This window comes from Pseudomonas sp. FSL R10-0056 (genome assembly GCF_009600105.1).
Classification (GTDB): domain Bacteria; phylum Pseudomonadota; class Gammaproteobacteria; order Pseudomonadales; family Pseudomonadaceae; genus Aquipseudomonas; species Aquipseudomonas bubulae.
The window spans coordinates 93,526-111,173 of record NZ_WIWL01000171.1 but is presented as its reverse complement, the minus strand read 5'-3'; the positions used below and the strand labels follow the sequence as shown (position 1 = coordinate 111,173).

Sequence of the window (17,648 nt, the reverse complement as noted above, 5' to 3'; positions counted from 1 at the left end):
CAGCCCGCCAGACCACACTTGCCGCGAGCCCACCTCAGCCCCCAAGATAGGCAACGAGCCAGAGACCACAGCATGAAATTTTGTAGCCAGTGCGGCCACTCCGTCAGCCAGCATATCCCGCAAGGCGATTCGCGCCTGCGCTATGTCTGCGACCACTGCCAGACCATTCATTATCAAAACCCCAATATTGTCGCCGGTTGCGTGCCCGTGTGGGGCACACAAGTGCTGCTGTGCCGTCGCGCCATCGAACCGCGCAAAGGCTACTGGACACTGCCCGCAGGCTTTATGGAGAACGGCGAGACGGTTGAAAACGCGGCCCGACGCGAAACCCTGGAGGAAGCCTGTGCCGTGGTTGAGAACCTGGCCATCTACACCCTGATCGATGTGCCGCATATCAATCAGGTGCATATTTTCTACCGCGCCGACCTGCTGGGCCCGAACTTCGCAGCCGGTGAAGAGAGCCTGGAAGTGCGCCTGTTTGAAGAAGTCGACATCCCTTGGTCAGAGCTGGCTTTCCGCACGGTCAGCCGTACCTTAGAATGCTTTTTCGCTGACCGCCCGGGCGCTCACTACCCCGTACGCAGCGAGGCTGTAGCACCGCTGGCCAGCCTGAAGACCGCCCAAAAATAATGCTGCTTGCCTTGTAACTCAGGAATGTTCCTCTAATGCGTTGGTTGCTCGCTGCTCTATGCCTGTCATTTGCCGTTACCTGCCAGGCCTCTGTTGTCATAACCGTAAACGGCAAACCCGTTGATAAAAACCAGGTCCTGAAACCCGCCCCTTCGTCGCTTCCGGTACGTCCCGGGCAGAATATCGACAAGGTGCTGGTCATCAAGTCTGCCCGCAAGCTGGAGCTGATCAGCAACGGCAAACCGGTCAAGACCTACCGCATCTCCCTGGGCAAACAACCCAAGGGCCCAAAAGTACGCGAAGGGGACAAACGCACTCCCGAGGGCATCTACTGGGTCGACTGGCGCAAAAAAAGCGACAAGTTCAACCTGGCGATGCACATCAACTACCCCAACATCAGCGACGCTGCCACGGCCCGGCGTGAAGGCCTGAACCCGGGCTCGATGATCATGATCCACGGCACTCCGGACAGCGAAGACAACCCCGAGGAACTGTTCCATACCCTGGACTGGACCGATGGTTGTATCGCGATGAAAAACCACGAAATGCGTGAAGTGTGGAACCTCGTTCCAGACGGCACCATGGTTGAAATCCGCCCGTAGCCAGCTGTCATACGAGCAACAAAAAACCCGCTGACCGGTAACGGTTCAGCGGGTTTTTCATATGACTTGTGGCTAGAAATCAGCCAGTTGCCACACTTCGTACGCCGGGGTTTCATACGGGTGGCTGTGCTTGAGCGCAGCCACCACGGCCTGAATCAGATCATCGGCGACGACCAGCTCAACCTTCCACTCCCCCACATACTCGACCTGACCAGTTTGCCCGATGAACGGCTGGCTGCCGTCCAGCGCGCGAAACTGGCCCTGGCCCATGGTCTGCCAGGCGCAGTGGTCATAGCTGCCGATCCGTCCGCCACCGGCAGCGAATACGGCATCCTTGACCACGTCCACATGGCTCGGAGGAACGAAAAAGCTGAGCTTGTACATGCTCTTAATCTACCCACACACGAGCGTTACGGAACATGCGCAACCACGGCGCATCTTCGTTCCACTCTTCCGGGCGCCACGAGTTCTGCACGGCGCGGAATACCCGCTCCGGGTGCGGCATCATGATGGTCACACGGCCGTCACGGCTGGTCAGGCCGGTAATCCCGCGCGGCGAGCCGTTAGGGTTGGCCGGGTAGTTTTCCGTGACCTTGCCGTGGTTGTCGACGAAGCGCAGCGCCACCGAACCGGACAGGTCCGCTTGCAGCATGGCTTCTTCGCTGGCGAACTCGGCATGACCTTCACCATGAGCAATGGCGATCGGCATGCGCGAACCGGCCATGCCCTGCAGGAAGATCGAGTTCGACTCCTGAACCTGGACCATCGCCACACGGGCTTCGAACTGCTCGGAACGGTTGCGCACAAAGTGTGGCCACAGCTCGCTGCCAGGGATCAGTTCGCTCAGGTTGGACATCATCTGGCAACCGTTGCACACACCCAGGGAGAAGCTGTCAGTGCGCTCGAAGAAGCTCTGGAACGCATCGCGGGCACGGGCATTGAACAGCGCCGACTTGGCCCAGCCTTCACCGGCACCCAGTACGTCGCCGTAGGAGAAACCACCGCAGGCAACCAGACCTTTGAACTCGTTCAGGTCGACACGGCCGGCCAGAATATCGCTCATGTGTACGTCGATTGCATTGAAACCGGCACGGTCAAACGCCGCGGCCATTTCAACCTGACCGTTGACGCCCTGCTCACGCAGGACAGCCACTTGCGGACGAATGCCTTTCTTGATGTACGGCGCGCTGATATTGGCGTTGACGTCAAAGCTCAACTGGGCAGTCAGGCCCGGGTTGTCTTCTTCGAGCAGCACGTCGAACTCTTGCTGTGCGCAGTCCGCGTTGTCACGCATACGCTGGATCTGGAAGCTGGTTTCAGCCCACTGGCGCTGCAACTCGCCACGCTGACCGACAAACACTTTTTCACCGTTGAAGGTGATGGTGACTTCGCTGTTGTTCAGCGGCTGGCCGATCACGTCGACACACTCGCCCAGGCCTGCAGCGCTGAACTGTGCAAGCACATCAGCAGTCGCGTCCTGACGCACCTGAATCACGGCGCCCAGTTCTTCGTTGAACAGGATGGCCGGGAGCTGGCTGGCGCTGTCTGCGAGGCAATCCAGGGTCAGGTTCAGACCGCAGTGGCCGGCAAAGGCCATTTCCATCACGCTGGTCAGCAAACCACCGTCGGAACGGTCATGGTAAGCCAGCAGGTGACCATCGGCATTCAGGCCCTGGATCACCGCGAAGAAAGCCTTGAGGTCTTCTGCGTCATCAACGTCAGGGGCCTGCTTGCCCAGCTTGCCGTAGGTCTGGGCCAGGATCGAGGCGCCCATGCGGTTCTGGCCACGGCCCAGGTCGATCAGGATCAGATCGGTCAGGCCTTTGTCCATGCGCAGTACCGGGGTCAGGGTCTGGCGAACGTCGAGCACCGGGGCAAAACCGGTCACAACCAGCGACAGCGGCGAGGTCACGGTTTTGTCCGTGCCCTCTTCGCTCCAGCGGGTTTGCATCGACATCGAGTCCTTGCCCACCGGAATGGTGATGCCCAGCTCAGGGCACAGCTCCATGCCGACAGCCTTGACGGTGTCGTACAAGCGGGCGTCTTCACCCGGGTGGCCTGCAGCGGACATCCAGTTGGCTGACAGCTTGATGTCGCTGATCTTGCCAATGCGCGAAGCCGCGATATTGGTCAGGGTCTCACCAATTGCCATGCGGCCCGATGCCGGAGCATCCAGCAGTGCCAGCGGCGTACGCTCGCCCATGGCCATGGCTTCACCGGTGTAGACGTCGAAGCTGGTTGCGGTGACAGCAACGTCAGCCACAGGAACCTGCCACGGCCCGACCATCTGGTCGCGGGCAACCAGACCGGTGATGGTGCGGTCGCCGATGGTGATCAGGAAGCTTTTGCTGGCAACGGCCGGGTGATGCAGAACGCGCTCGACGCACTCGCCGATGCTCAGTTGTGCCGGGTCGAAATCATCGCCCAACTCTTCTTCGCGAACAGCCGAACGGTGCATGCGCGGCGCCTTGCCCAGCAACACTTCCAGTGGCATGTCCACCGGGTTGTTGCCGAAGTGGCTGTCGGTCACGGTCAGTTGCGGCTCGGCAGTGGCTTCACCGACGACGGCAAACGGGCAACGCTCGCGTTCGCAGATCGCCTGGAAGCGCTCGAAATCTTCGACGCCCACCGCCAGAACATAACGTTCCTGGGATTCGTTGCTCCAGATTTCGTGCGGGGCCATGCCCGGCTCGTCGTTTGGAATGTTGCGCAGTTCGAAACGGCCACCACGGTCGCCGTCGTTCACCAGCTCAGGGAATGCGTTGGACAAACCGCCAGCACCCACATCGTGGATAAAGCTGATCGGGTTCTTGTCACCCAGCTGCCAGCAGCGGTCGATCACTTCCTGGCAACGACGCTCCATTTCCGGGTTTTCGCGCTGTACCGAAGCGAAGTCCAGGTCAGCCGAGCTTGCGCCGGTGGCCATAGAGGATGCTGCACCGCCACCCAGGCCGATCAGCATGGCCGGACCGCCCAGCACGATGAGCTTGGAGCCCACGGTGATTTCGGCTTTCTGCACGTGTTCGGCGCGGATGTTGCCCATGCCGCCGGCCAACATGATCGGCTTGTGGTAACCACGCACTTCTTCGCCACGGGGGGTGGTGATGGACTGCTCGAACGTACGGAAGTAACCGGTCAGGGCAGGACGACCGAATTCATTGTTGAATGCAGCACCGCCCAGCGGGCCTTCGATCATGATGTCCAGCGCGGTAACAATGCGCTCAGGCTTGCCGTACGGCACTTCCCACGGTTGTACAAAGCCCGGGATCTGCAGGTTGGACACGGTGAAACCGGTCAGGCCGGCCTTTGGCTTGGCACCACGACCGGTTGCACCTTCGTCACGGATCTCACCACCGGAGCCTGTCGCTGCACCCGGGAACGGGGCAATGGCGGTCGGGTGGTTGTGGGTCTCTACCTTCATCAGGATGTGCACTGGCTCCTGCACCGCACCGTACTGGCGGGTTTCGGGATCCGGGAAGAAACGCCCGGCAACACTGCCGACGATAACCGACGCGTTGTCTTTATAAGCAGACAGAACGCCTTCGCTGTGCATCACGTAGGTGTTCTTGATCATGCCAAACAGGCTCTTGTCCTGGCTTTGGCCGTCGATGTCCCAGCTGGCGTTGAAGATCTTGTGGCGGCAATGTTCGGAGTTGGCCTGGGCAAACATCATCAATTCGATGTCGTGCGGGTTGCGACCCAGACCGTTGAAGGCATTGACCAGATAATCGATTTCGTCTTCGGCCAGGGCAAGGCCCAGCTCGACGTTGGCTTTTTCCAGCGCGGCACGACCGCCACCCAGTAAGTCAATCGCGGTCAGCGGCTTTGGCTCGGCGTGGCTGAACAAGCCTGCAGCCTGCTCCAGAGCGCCCAGCACGATTTGCGTCATACGGTCATGCAATACAGCGCCGATCAGTTCGGCATCCGCATCGCTGAACTGGCCAGCTACATAGAATGCAATGCCGCGTTCCAGGCGCTGGATTTTAGCCAGGCCACAGTTACGGGCAATGTCGCTGGCCTTGCTCGACCAGGGAGAGATGGTGCCAAACCGCGGCAACACCAGGAACAGTCGGCCGCTCGGCTCTTGGACCGGCACGCTTGGGCCGTACTTCAGGAGACGAGCCAGTACCTGCTGTTCATCGCTGGTCAGCTCACCGGTGGTATCGGCAAAGTGGGCGAATTCAGCATACAAACCAGTGACAGACGGAACCTTGAGGCTCAGTTGTGCAAGGAGTTTGCTGTGGCGAAAGGCAGAAAGGGCAGGAGCGCCGCGCAGGATCAACATCTTCGGGACAGCCTCGGGAGGGGTATGCTTTGAGGCCGGGCATTCTAGCCTAAACCGTTCGCCACGGCACCCGAAACGGCACACCTGAAGCGCACCAGACGTCGCGAATCGACCAAAGCCTTATTCTTTATAGCTATCAGCCGCTTAACGAATGCTCGATTATGATCTTTAAACAGAGCTCTACCCCCCATTTTACAAGGGTTTGAGCGATTTTCGCGGTCAATATCAGAATGACTGGAAATTGTCGAGATATGGCACCCGTGCTGCTTTGCGTATACTGCGCGGATGTTTTCTCTAACTGATATCCGCCCGCGCTGCGCCAAATGGCTGCTCGCAACCGGACTCTTCCTGATGCTCAGTGCCTGCGTTGAAAAACCCAGCACCCTGGAGCGCGTAAAGGAGGATGGGGTACTGCGGGTGATTACCCGCAACAGCCCTGCGACCTACTTTGAGGATCGCAATGGTGAAACCGGTTTTGAATACGAGCTGGTGAAGCGTTTTGCCGACGATCTTGGGGTTGAGCTCAAAATCGAGACCGCGGACAACCTGGACGAACTGTTCAATCAACTGGGCCAGCCTGACGGCCCGGTTCTGGCTGCTGCCGGACTGGTCAGCAGCGAGAAACGCCTGCAACAAGCCAGATTTTCCCACCCGTACCTCGAAGTCACGCCACAGATCATCTACCGCAACGGCCAGTCCCGCCCCACCTCTGCTGCGGATCTGGCCGGCAAGCGCATCACGGTCCTTAAAGGCAGCTCCCACGCCGAGCAACTGGCCGAACTGAAAAAACAGTATCCCGGAATCGAGTACGACGAATCCGACGCGGTCGAAGTCGTCGATTTGCTGCGCATGGTCGATGAAGGCCAGATCGACCTCACGCTGGTCGACTCCAACGAAGTGGCGATGAACCAGGTGTACTTCCCCAACGTGCGCGTCGCCTTTGACCTGGGCGATGCACGCAGTCAGCGCTGGGCAGTGGCGGCCGGTGAAGACAACAGCCTGCTCAACGAGATCAACGCCTATCTGGACAAGGTCGAAAAGAACGGCACCCTGCAACGCCTTAAAGACCGCTACTACGGGCATGTCGATGTCCTTGGCTACGTTGGCGCGTACACCTTCGCCCAGCACCTGCAACAGCGCTTGCCCAAGTACGAAAAGTTCTTCAAGGAAGCGGCCAAAAAAGAACAGATCGACTGGCGCCTGCTGGCAGCCATGGGTTATCAGGAATCTTTATGGCAACCCGCCGTCACCTCAAAAACAGGTGTGCGCGGCCTGATGATGCTGACCCAGAACACGGCTCAAGCGATGGGCGTGTCCAACCGCCTGGATGCCAAGCAAAGCATCATGGGCGGCGCCAAATACCTCGCATTGATCAAGAGCGAGCTGGACGATGATATTCAGGAACCGGATCGCACCTGGTTCGCACTGGCTGCCTACAACGTGGGTGGCGGTCATCTGGAAGACGCACGCAAGCTGGCCAAGAAAGAAGGCCTGAACCCGAACAAGTGGCTTGATGTAAAGAAAATGCTGCCTCGCCTTGCGCAGAAGCAGTGGTACAGCAAAACCCGCTATGGCTACGCCCGTGGCGGCGAGCCAGTACATTTTGTGGCCAACATCCGTCGTTACTACGACATCTTGACCTGGGCCACGCAGCCACAGCTCGAAGGTGATCAGGCGGCCGACAGCAAGCTGCATATCCCCGGCATCGACAAGACCAAGCCCAAAGAAGAGCCGCAGTTGTAGAACACAATTCCGTGGGAGCGAGCCTGCTCGCGAATGAGCTTCGCGAGCAGGCTCGCTCCCACAATTGAATGATCCCCGTAGCCGTTTTTAAACCTTGGCCGCAGCCACAATCAGCGCTTTCATTTCAGCCACTGCCGACTTGAAGCCCACGAACAATGCATGCGCCACCAGCGCATGGCCAATGTTCAATTCATTGATGCCCTTGATCGCGGCTACCGCTTCCACGTTGTGGTAATGCAGACCGTGGCCAGCATTGACGATCAGCCCTTGAGCCAGGCCAAACGCAACGCCATCGGCGACACGCTGCAACTCTTCGGCGACTTCGGTCGGGGTCTGGGCATCGGCATAGCGTCCGGTGTGCAGTTCGATTGCCGGTGCGCCTACGCGCCTGGACGCTTCGATCTGACGCTCATCGGCGTCAATAAACAGCGACACTTCACAGCCAATCTTGCTCAGCCGCTCGACAGCTGCCTTGATCCGCGCTTCCTGCCCGGCAACATCCAGACCGCCTTCGGTGGTCAGTTCCTGACGGGTTTCAGGCACCAGGCAGATATGCGCCGGGCGAATGCGCTCGGCAAACAGCATCATCTCTTCGGTAACGCCCATTTCGAAGTTCATGCGCGTTTGCAGGACATCCTTGAGCAGCAACACATCGCGTTCCTGGATATGTCGACGATCTTCGCGCAAGTGCACGGTAATGCCGTCGGCGCCCGCCTCTTCTGCATCCAGCGCTGCCTTGACCGGATCAGGGTAACGGGTGCCGCGAGCCTGACGCAGCGTGGCTACGTGGTCGATGTTCACGCCGAGAAGAATGCGATTGCTTTGGGTCACGGGGGGCTCTCCTGAAGAGTTGACGATTCGGCGCACAGCATACCGGTCTATTCAGGGCTTGCGAAACAACTCACGACTGGCCAGCGGTTTACCAGCCAAATGCACGGCCAATGCCTGACGCATCAGGCGCTTGGCGGCGGACAAGGCTCCGGGCACGGTCCAGTCAGCCTCGGCCATTGCGTGCAGTTCGGTGCCATGAAACAGACCGGGCTGCACCAGATAAATCCGTTCAAGCCCGGCATCTACCTGCAAACGGTACATGCCATCGCTGGCCACCGGTTCGCCTTGAATGTCCCGGGTCAACGAAAAGCCATAGCCCAGATCGTCCAGCAGGCGCCATTCGAACGCTCGCAGCAGAGGTTCGAGCGCGCGTCCTTGCGCAAGCGCCACCAGCGTCGCGGCATAGTGGTCGAAGACCGCGGGATGCGGGTCTTCGGCTGGCAACAGCCTGATCAGCAGCTCATTGAGATAGAGGCCGCTGAACAGCGCTTCGCCATTGAGCCAGGTGGCAATCCCGGCACTCTCCATGCGTCCGACGTTTTTCAGCTCGCCACGGCCGCGAAATTCGATTTCCAGCGGCACAAAAGGCCGGGCCAGCGTCCCCGCCTTGCCCCGCGCACTGCGCAGCACGGCCCGCAGGCGCCCTTGAGGCGTGATGAAATCCACCAGGGCACTGGTTTCACGATAGGGGCGACTGTGCAGGACGTAGGCGAGTTGGGGGGCCGGGGGTTTACTGGACATGGAAGTCAGCTATCTCAAAAGGCAAACACTGCCAGGAAGAACAGCATAAAACTAATGTGGGAGCGGGCTTGCTCGCGATAGCAGCAACTCGGCCTGTCTGAAGTTCCGAGTTGATGCTATCGCGAGCAAGCCCGCTCCCACAGGGGGGGGTAATGCTGTGCTTACAGGTCGCCGTAGCCCAGCGAACGCAGGGCGCGCTCGTCGTCGGACCAGCCACCTTTCACTTTAACCCAAAGGTTAAGCATGATCTTGGAGTCGAACAGCAGCTCCATATCCTTGCGCGCTTCGGTACCGATACGCTTGATACGCTCGCCCTTGTCGCCAATGATGATTTTTTTCTGACCATCACGCTCAACCAGAATCAAGGCATGGATATGCAGGGTTTTGCCCTGCTGCTTGAACTCTTCGATCTCGACGGTGATCTGGTACGGCAGCTCGGCACCCATCTGGCGCATGATCTTTTCACGTACCAGTTCGGCGGCCAGGAAGCGGCTGCTGCGATCGGTGATCTGGTCTTCCGGGAAGAAGTGCTCGTTTTCCGGCAGGTGATCGGCAATCACGCGCTCAAGGGCTTCAAGGTTGTGCCCGTGCTGAGCCGAGATCGGGATGATCTGGGCGTTCGGCAGTTGCTCCTGAAGCCAGCTCAGGTGTGGCATCAGCTCGGCTTTGTCTTCGATACGATCGGTCTTGTTCAACGCCACGATCAGCGGGCCGGTTACGTACTGCACGCGCTCCAGCACCATCTGGTCTTCGTCGGTCCACTTGGTGCGGTCAACAACGAAGATCACCACATCGACGTCTTTCAACGCAGCCGAAGCGGTTTTGTTCATGTAGCGGTTCAGGGCCTTTTCGCCGCCCTTGTGCATGCCCGGGGTATCCACGTAGACCGCTTGCACGTTGCCTTCGGTCTTGATGCCCAGCATGTTGTGGCGGGTGGTCTGAGGCTTGCGCGAGGTGATCGCCAGCTTTTGACCCAGGATATGGTTCAGCAGTGTGGATTTACCCACGTTTGGACGACCAACAATGGCAACGTAGCCACAGCGAGTTGCGGTTGAATCAGTCATGACCATTCTCCACGCCAAGGGCAATCAGTGCTGCGGCGGCCGCTACCTGTTCGGCAATACGACGGCTCACGCCCTGTCCCCGGCTTTTTTCATTCAATAAGGCAATCTCGCACTCGACAAAGAAGGTGCGGCAATGCGGTTCGCCCTGGATATCCACCACTTCGTAACGTGGCAGGTCGCAGGCACGCGACTGCAAGAACTCTTGCAGGCGGGTCTTTGGATCTTTGTTGGTGTCGACCAGGGTCAGCGTCTCGAACTCGCTGGCCAGCCAGGCCAGTACGCGGTCGCGAGCGACATCCATGCCGGCGTCCAGGTAAATGGCGCCGATCAGCGCCTCAAGGGCATCGGCCAGGATCGATTCACGGCGAAATCCGCCGCTTTTCAGTTCACCGGAACCCAGGCGCAGGTACTCGCCCAGCTCAAAGCCGCGGGCCAGTACTGCCAGGGTCTCACCCTTTACCAGCCGCGCACGCAAGCGTGACAACTGGCCTTCACGCGCCAGCGGGAAACGGTCAAACAAGGCTTCGCCGGCAACAAAATTGAGAATGGCATCCCCCAGGAACTCAAGGCGCTCGTTATTGCGCCCCGCGAAACTGCGGTGTGTCAGGGCCAGAACCATCAGTTCCTGGTCTTTGAAGGTGTAGCCGAGCTGACGCTCTAAACGTTCTAAAGAAAAACTCACGATTTACCCACGCTGAGTTCGTGGCCGAATGTCACCACCGGACCGATATTAGGGATCAGTGATGCTCGTTTATCGCATAGCAAATGGACAGGGAACAGGCTGTTCGCCGCCGTCACACTTAACGCTTTGTTCAAATCCACATCCTGAATACTCAGGCGCGCGACTTGTTTCGCACACCTGAAAAGCAATCGGCGCTGTTATAAACAGCGCCGTTCTGGCTACTTGATCAGACCAACCCGCGAGAAGTTCGGCAGGTTGCTCGCCTTGGGTTCCGGCCAGCTCATCCAAACAGCGAAGGCCTTGCCGACAATATTCTTGTCGGGAACCATGCCCAGCTCGTCTTTGGGAATGTTCGGATCATCCCAGTAACGGCTGTCGTTCGAATTGTCACGGTTGTCACCCATCATGAAGTAATGCCCGGCCGGAACCGTCCACTCCTTGTCAGGCGGCGCACGATAGCGGCTCATTTCCTTGCGGATCATGTGCTCGACTTCGCCCAGCTTCTCTTTGTACAACTCGGCACTGCCCAGGGTTCCAGGCTCGGCCTTGACCAGTTGCTCGGCAACCAGTTGGTCGTTGACATAAAGATGCTTGTCGCTGGTATAGCGGATCTTGTCGCCCGGCAGGCCAACTACACGCTTGATGTAGTTGACTGTCGGATCGCTTGGGTAGCGAAACACCATCACATCGCCCCGCTTCGGATCACCCACTTCGATGATTTTCGTGTCGAGTACCGGCAGGCGGATCCCGTACGAAAACTTGTTCACCAAAATGAAATCGCCCACATCCAGGGTCGGTTTCATCGAGCCGGACGGAATCTGGAACGGCTCAACCAGAAACGAACGCAACACCAGCACGATAAACAACACGGGAAAGAACGACTTGCCGTATTCAACCAGCAGCGGCTCCTTGTTGAGCTTTTCGACTACCTGCATATCAACCGGCGTAACGCTGGCTTGATAGTTGGCAATGGCCTTGCGCCGGCGCGGAGCCAGGAAGACCAAATCGAGCAGCGCCAGCAAACCGCACACGGCAACAGCAATGACCAGCAACAGCGGGAAATTTAGTGACATAGGACCTAGCTATCCAAACGGAGCACTGCAAGGAAGGCTTCTTGTGGAATTTCCACGTTGCCCACTTGCTTCATGCGTTTTTTACCGGCCTTTTGCTTTTCCAACAGCTTGCGCTTACGGCTAACGTCACCACCGTAGCATTTGGCCAGTACGTTCTTTCTGAGTGCCTTGACGGAGGTCCGTGCAATGATCTGCCCGCCAATGGCGGCCTGGATCGCGACGTCGAACATCTGGCGCGGAATCAGTTCTTTCATCTTCTCGGTCAACTGGCGACCTTTGTAGTGCGCGTTTTCCTTGTGCACGATCAGGGCCAGCGCATCTACCTTGTCACCGTTGATCAGTACATCGAGCTTGACCAGATTAGCTGACTGGTAACGATCGAAGTGGTAATCAAGCGAAGCATAGCCGCGACTGGTGGATTTGAGACGGTCGAAGAAGTCCAGAACCACTTCGTTCATCGGCAAATCGTAGGTCACTTGTACCTGGGTACCCAGGAACAACATGTCGTGCTGCACGCCACGTTTTTCAATGCACAGGGTAATGACGTTACCCAGGTGCTCCTGAGGCACAAGAATGTTGGCACGCACGATTGGCTCGCGCATGTCTTCAATCATTGAAAGATCTGGCAGCTTGGACGGGTTATCGACGTAAATCGTTTCACCGGTCTTGAGCAGCAGTTCGAAAATTACGGTTGGCGCAGTGGTGATCAGGTCCAGGTTGTACTCGCGCTCCAGGCGCTCCTGAATGATCTCCATGTGCAGCATGCCCAGGAAGCCGCAACGGAAGCCGAAGCCCAGTGCGTCAGAGCTTTCTGGCGTGTATTGCAGCGAAGAGTCGTTCAGCGTCAGTTTTTGCAACGCATCACGGAAGTCTTCGAAGTCATCGGAGCTAACCGGGAACAGGCCCGCGTATACCTGAGGCTGAATACGCTTGAAACCGGGCAGTACATCAACATCCGGAGTCGTGCTCAAGGTCAGGGTATCGCCCACTGGCGCACCGTGAATGTCCTTGATACCGGCGATGATGAAACCTACTTCACCGGCTTTCAGGTCTGCAGTGGCGGTGTGTTTCGGGTTGAATACACCAACGCTGTCCACCAGGTGAATCTTGCCGGTGGATTTGACCAGAATCTTGTCGCCCTTTTTCACGCGGCCGTGGCGCACGCGAACCAGGGACACAACGCCCAGGTAGTTGTCGAACCAGGAGTCGATGATCAACGCTTGCAGCGGATCTTCGATATTGCCGGTCGGCGCAGGAATGGTGTGTACCAGGCGCTCAAGCACCTCGTCCACGCCCAGGCCGGTCTTGGCACTGCAGGTCACGGCATCAGTGGCGTCGATGCCAATGATTTTTTCGATTTCTTCCTTAACGCGATCAGGATCAGCCTGTGGCAGGTCGATCTTGTTCAGCACCGGCATGACTTCCAGGCCCTGCTCAATCGCGGTGTAGCAGTTGGCTACGGACTGGGCTTCTACACCCTGCCCCGCATCGACCACCAGCAACGCACCTTCACAGGCCGCCAGGGAACGGCTAACTTCGTAGGTGAAGTCAACGTGGCCCGGGGTATCAATGAAGTTCAACTGGTAGGTATTACCGTCTTTGGCCGTGTAATACAAGGTGACGCTGTGGGCCTTGATGGTGATCCCGCGCTCACGCTCGAGGTCCATGGAGTCCAGTACCTGGGCCTCCATTTCGCGGGCAGTCAGGCCACCGCACATCTGGATGAAACGATCGGCCAGCGTCGACTTGCCATGGTCAATGTGGGCGATGATGGAGAAATTGCGGATATGACTCAGATCACTCACGGGTCAACACTCAAAAAAGTCGCAGGCAGACTGCCCGCCGAAAAATAGCCGGGAATTGTACCTGAACATCGCGCCAAGCGTCACGTTCACAGGCCAATGGGCACCTACAAAAAAGCCCCTATCGAGAGATAGAGGCTCTTGATTGGCTCAATGAGCGCTACTCAACCCGCTCGACGTAACAGCCAGATACCGGCCACGGCACAAATGGAAGCCGGCAGCAGCACCGCAAACAGCGGCGAGAAGCCGAACACCAGGCTCAAAGGCCCCAGCAGGTCCTGGGCGATCTTGAAGGTAAACCCTACCAGCACCCCGGTAAAAACCCGCTGCCCCAGCGTAACAGAGCGCAACGGGCCGAAGATGAAAGATATGGCCATCAATACCAGCGCGGCAGTCACCAGCGGCTGCAACACCTTGACCCAAAAAGCCAGCCAGTAACGGCCGTTGTTCAGGCCCTGATCCTTGAGGTAGTGGATATAGTTCCACAACCCGGAAATCGACAGCGATTCGGGCGCCATGACCACGGTATTGAGCAGTTGCGGGCTCAACGACACGTCCCATTTTTCTTCAGGCGCCTTGACTACCTCAGTGCTGTCGCCATGAAAAAGAGTGGTGCTCACATCACTCAACTGCCAGTCGCCCTGGTGGTACTGGGCCTTTTTGGCAAAGCTTGCCGACTGCATCTGATGGTCTTTGTCGAAGCGATAACGGGTCACACCGTAAAGCAGGCCATCGGGCTGAACGGCGTTGATATGGATAAACTCATCACCCTGGCGGTGCCACAAGCCATGCTTGGAGCTTTGCGAGTCGCCACCGCCCTGGGCCAGCGCGCGGTTGGCCTGGGCAATGTTTTCCGTGGCAGGCACTACATATTCGCCAATCAGCACCCCTGCAACCATCAGCACCAGCATCGGCTTCATCACGGCCCAGACGATGCGCCCAAGGGACACACCTGCGGCACGCATGATGGTCAGCTCACTGTTGCTGGCCAGGCCGCCCAAACCGATCAAGCAGCCAATCAACGCTGCCATCGGCAACATTTCATACAGGCGTCGGGGCGCAGTCAGCATGACAAAACTGAACACATCCAGAACGGTGTAGGTGCTGCTGAGACTGCGCATCTCGTCGATCACGGCAAACAGCAGGGCCAGCCCGAGGATGATCCCCAACACGGCCAGAATCGCCAACAACACACTGCTACCAATGTAGCGGTCGAGCTTAACCACGGGCCATCTCCTCGGCACTACGGCGACTTGCCAGTTTCAAGCGCAGCGGCTCCCAGTACATCAACCCCAGGCCAATGATCAGGAACAGCCCATGCACCCACCACAGGCCCAGCGCCATCGGGGTCTTGCCATCCTGAAGAAGCCCCTTGCCCCAGGTCAGCATGCTCAGGTAGCTCATATAAAGAAGAATCGCCGGCAACAACTTGAGGAAGCGCCCCTGACGCGGATTGACCCGCGACAACGGCACTGCGATCAAGGTCACGATAAAGACCAGCACGGGGAAGGCAATCCGCCAATGCAGCTCGGCAACCACACGAGGATCCGTGCTGCCGAGAAGGCTTGCGGTAGGGATCGCATCGCGGTCTGTCACTTCATTGCTGACTTCCGGCTTGGGCAGCAGCACACCATAGGTGTCGTACTTGATTGCCCGATAATCGGCCTGCCCAGGATTGCCGTCATAGCGATAGCCATTGTTCAGCACCAGCCAGCGACTGCCGTCAGGACGCACTTCCTGATGACCCTTCTCGGCCAGCAGCACGGAAATACTGCGATCCTTGGCCTCTTCTCCGAGTTTCTTCTGCGAAATGAATACGCCGGACAAGAGGCTGCGGTCATTGCTCAATTCTTCGGTGTAGGTCACCCGTGTACCGTCACTCAGCGACTGGAAGCGCCCGGCCTCCAGGGTGTCGAATTCGGTCAGGGCATCCTGCTTGTTGAGCAGCAGCTGGAATTCATTGTTGCCCTGCGGGGCCAGGCTCAGACTGAGCCAGGCCACGATCAGCGCGACCAGCGCAGCCGGTGCCATGGTCATGGCCAGCAACCGCTGACGACTCATGCCGGTGGCCGACAGCACGGTCATTTCGCTCTCAAGGTACAAGCGACCATAAGAGAGAAGAATGCCCAGGAACAGCCCCAGAGGCAGGATCAGCTGCATGAAGCCCGGCAGGCGAAAGCCCATGATCAGGAACAACGAACCCGGGTCCAGGGCGCCCGAGGCGGCCTGGGCCAGATATTTGATGAAGCGACCGCTCATGATGATGACCAGCAGCACAGCACTGACAGCGCTCAATGTAAGCAGGACTTCGCGGGACAGATAACGGAAGACGATCAAACCAGACACTCCAGGGTCGTCAGGCTAAGGCGGCCAAACAAACAGCATAACGAGTCGGCACATACCTCATCATAGATGAGATGGGCCGTCTAAAAAGATGGCGCATTATCCTGTGAATGCCCTCCCCTGTCACTGCACAGTCTTGAAAGTGGCAACTTGGCCCTAAACCGGGGTTGTCAGGCTCCTCCGACGGGGTTCAAACTGCCCGCCTTGACGCCAGCCTTGATCACAGGTGAAGCGCTTCTTCTATATAAGCAAACAAACAGAACTGTTTGTGCGCATGTTGACCATTTGACTCAGGGACCCGGACATGGAACTGGTTGTAAAAAGCGTTAGCCCAGAAACGTTGAAAACGGCCACTCTGGTGGTCGCCATCGGCGAAGGCCGCAAGCTCGGCCCAACCGCCAAAGCCCTCGACGAACTCACCGGTGGCGCCATCAGCGCAGTCCTCAAGCGCGGCGACCTGGCCGGCAAAACCGGTCAAAGCCTGCTGTTGCACAGCTTGCCCAACCTCAAAGCCGAGCGCGTGCTGCTGCTGGGTACCGGCAAGGATGAAGAACTGGGCGATCGCCCGTTCCGCAAAATCATCAGCGGCGCACTGGGTGTACTCAAAGGCCTGGGCGGTAGCGATGCGGTGTTCGCACTGGACGAATTGGTGGTCAAGGGCCGCGACAGCTACAGCAAGACCCGCTTGCTGGCCGAAACCCTCGTAGACGGCGAATACACCTTCGACCGTTTCAAAAGCCAGAAGGCCGAACCCCGCGCCCTGAAAAAAATCACCCTGCTGACCATCAAGGCCGCGCAGGCTGAAGTGCAGCGCGCCGTGACCCACGCCCAGGCAATTGCCGCCGGCATGGCGTTCACCCGCGACCTGGGCAACCTGCCGCCGAACATCTGTCACCCGAGCTTCCTTGCCGAGCAGGCCAAGGATCTGGGCAAAGAGTTCAAAGGCCTGAAAGTCGAAATCCTTGACGAGAAAAAGATCAAGGATCTGGGCATGGGCGCGTTCTACGCTGTAGGCCAGGGCAGCGACCAGCCGCCTCGTCTGATCGTGATGAACTACGCCGGTGGCAAAAAATCCGAAAAACCGTACGTACTGGTAGGTAAAGGCATCACCTTCGACACCGGCGGCATCAGCCTCAAGCCGGGCGCCGGCATGGATGAAATGAAGTACGACATGGGTGGTGCTGCCAGCGTGTTCGGCACCCTGCGCGCCGTACTCGAGCTGAAACTGCCGATCAACCTGGTGTGCATTCTGGCCTGTGCTGAAAACATGCCTAGCGGCGGCGCGGCACGCCCGGGCGACATCGTGACGACCATGAGCGGCCAGACGGTCGAAATCCTCAACACCGACGCCGAAGGCCGTCTGGTGCTGTGTGACGCCCTGACCTACGCCGAGCGCTTCAAGCCACAGGCCGTGATCGACATCGCCACCCTGACCGGCGCCTGCATGGTTGCATTGGGCGCTCACACCTCGGGCCTGATGGGCAACAACGACGACCTGATCAACCAGTTGCTGGAAGCCGGCAAGCAAGCCGACGACCGTGCATGGCAACTGCCGCTGTTCGACGAGTACCAGGAACAACTGGACAGCCCGTTCGCCGACATGGCCAACATTGGCGGGCCTAAAGGCGGCGCCATCACTGCTGGCTGCTTCCTGTCGCGTTTTGCCAAGGCCTATAACTGGGCGCACCTGGACATCGCCGGTACGGCATGGGTCAGCGGCGGCAAGGACAAGGGCGCAAGTGGCCGCCCAGTGCCCCTGCTGACCCAGTACCTGCTGGATCGCGCCAACGCTTGAAGCTGACAATCGAAGACTGCGCCGCTTGAGGGCGGCGCAGTCCCGATTCAGGAACCG

14 protein-coding genes are annotated in these 17,648 nt (G+C 58.5%); 4 read left to right on the top strand and 10 right to left on the bottom strand.

All coding sequences use genetic code 11. The annotated features are described in order from the left end of the window. Window positions 1-72 precede the first annotated feature (72 nt). On the top strand, window positions 73-630 hold the full coding sequence (locus GHO42_RS10560; RefSeq protein WP_095001243.1) for an NUDIX hydrolase: 558 nt from the start codon (window positions 73-75) through the stop codon (window positions 628-630). A gap of 35 nt (window positions 631-665) precedes the next feature. Further along, window positions 666-1,232 (top strand): murein L,D-transpeptidase family protein, encoded by a 567-nt coding sequence (locus tag GHO42_RS10555; protein WP_095001242.1) that lies wholly within the window; start codon window positions 666-668, stop codon window positions 1,230-1,232. A 72-nt stretch (window positions 1,233-1,304) separates the two neighbouring features. On the opposite strand, the gene GHO42_RS10550 is transcribed toward GHO42_RS10555, so the two are convergent. Next, window positions 1,305-1,616: a YqfO family protein gene (locus GHO42_RS10550; protein WP_095001241.1), complete on the bottom strand. Its 312-nt coding sequence runs from the start codon at window positions 1,614-1,616 to the stop codon at window positions 1,305-1,307. 4 nt (window positions 1,617-1,620) lie between these two features. Then, window positions 1,621-5,517, bottom strand: a complete 3,897-nt coding sequence (gene purL, locus GHO42_RS10545; protein ID WP_153326469.1) for a phosphoribosylformylglycinamidine synthase — start codon at window positions 5,515-5,517, stop codon at window positions 1,621-1,623. A gap of 285 nt (window positions 5,518-5,802) precedes the next feature. On the opposite strand from purL, the gene mltF reads away from it, so the two are divergent. Next, window positions 5,803-7,260 (top strand): membrane-bound lytic murein transglycosylase MltF, encoded by a 1,458-nt coding sequence (gene mltF, locus GHO42_RS10540; protein ID WP_095001239.1) that lies wholly within the window; start codon window positions 5,803-5,805, stop codon window positions 7,258-7,260. A gap of 87 nt (window positions 7,261-7,347) precedes the next feature. Here the strand turns inward: mltF and pdxJ are convergent, their stop codons facing one another. The 8 genes from pdxJ to lptF all read right to left on the bottom strand — a co-directional run bounded on the left by pdxJ (window position 7,348) and on the right by lptF (window position 15,790). Then, window positions 7,348-8,091, bottom strand: coding sequence for a pyridoxine 5'-phosphate synthase (gene pdxJ, locus GHO42_RS10535; protein ID WP_095001238.1), 744 nt, complete (start codon window positions 8,089-8,091; stop codon window positions 7,348-7,350). Window positions 8,092-8,142: 51 nt separating this feature from the next. Further along, window positions 8,143-8,832: a DNA repair protein RecO gene (recO, locus tag GHO42_RS10530; RefSeq protein ID WP_095001237.1), complete on the bottom strand. Its 690-nt coding sequence runs from the start codon at window positions 8,830-8,832 to the stop codon at window positions 8,143-8,145. A 161-nt stretch (window positions 8,833-8,993) separates the two neighbouring features. Then, on the bottom strand, window positions 8,994-9,896 hold the full coding sequence (era, locus tag GHO42_RS10525) for a GTPase Era (protein ID WP_095001236.1): 903 nt from the start codon (window positions 9,894-9,896) through the stop codon (window positions 8,994-8,996). Next, window positions 9,889-10,578, bottom strand: coding sequence for a ribonuclease III (gene rnc, locus GHO42_RS10520; protein ID WP_095001235.1), 690 nt, complete (start codon window positions 10,576-10,578; stop codon window positions 9,889-9,891). The genes era and rnc overlap by 8 nt, the downstream gene beginning before the upstream one ends. A 218-nt stretch (window positions 10,579-10,796) precedes the next feature. Continuing rightward, window positions 10,797-11,651 (bottom strand): signal peptidase I, encoded by an 855-nt coding sequence (gene lepB, locus GHO42_RS10515; protein WP_095001234.1) that lies wholly within the window; start codon window positions 11,649-11,651, stop codon window positions 10,797-10,799. A gap of 5 nt (window positions 11,652-11,656) precedes the next feature. Beyond that, entirely contained in the window at window positions 11,657-13,456 is a 1,800-nt protein-coding gene (gene lepA / locus GHO42_RS10510; RefSeq protein WP_095001233.1) for a translation elongation factor 4, read from the bottom strand. A 161-nt stretch (window positions 13,457-13,617) separates the two neighbouring features. Then, the gene (gene lptG, locus GHO42_RS10505) at window positions 13,618-14,679 is read right to left on the bottom strand and encodes an LPS export ABC transporter permease LptG (RefSeq protein WP_095001232.1); all 1,062 of its coding nucleotides are present in this window, start codon (window positions 14,677-14,679) and stop codon (window positions 13,618-13,620) included. Further along, on the bottom strand, window positions 14,672-15,790 hold the full coding sequence (gene lptF, locus GHO42_RS10500) for an LPS export ABC transporter permease LptF (protein ID WP_095001231.1): 1,119 nt from the start codon (window positions 15,788-15,790) through the stop codon (window positions 14,672-14,674). Before lptF ends, lptG begins: the two co-directional genes overlap by 8 nt. 310 nt (window positions 15,791-16,100) lie before the next feature. Here lptF and GHO42_RS10495 point away from each other — a divergent pair, with 310 nt between their 5' ends. After that, window positions 16,101-17,591, top strand: a complete 1,491-nt coding sequence (locus GHO42_RS10495) for a leucyl aminopeptidase (RefSeq protein ID WP_095001230.1) — start codon at window positions 16,101-16,103, stop codon at window positions 17,589-17,591. The last annotated feature ends 57 nt before the right edge of the window (window positions 17,592-17,648 follow it).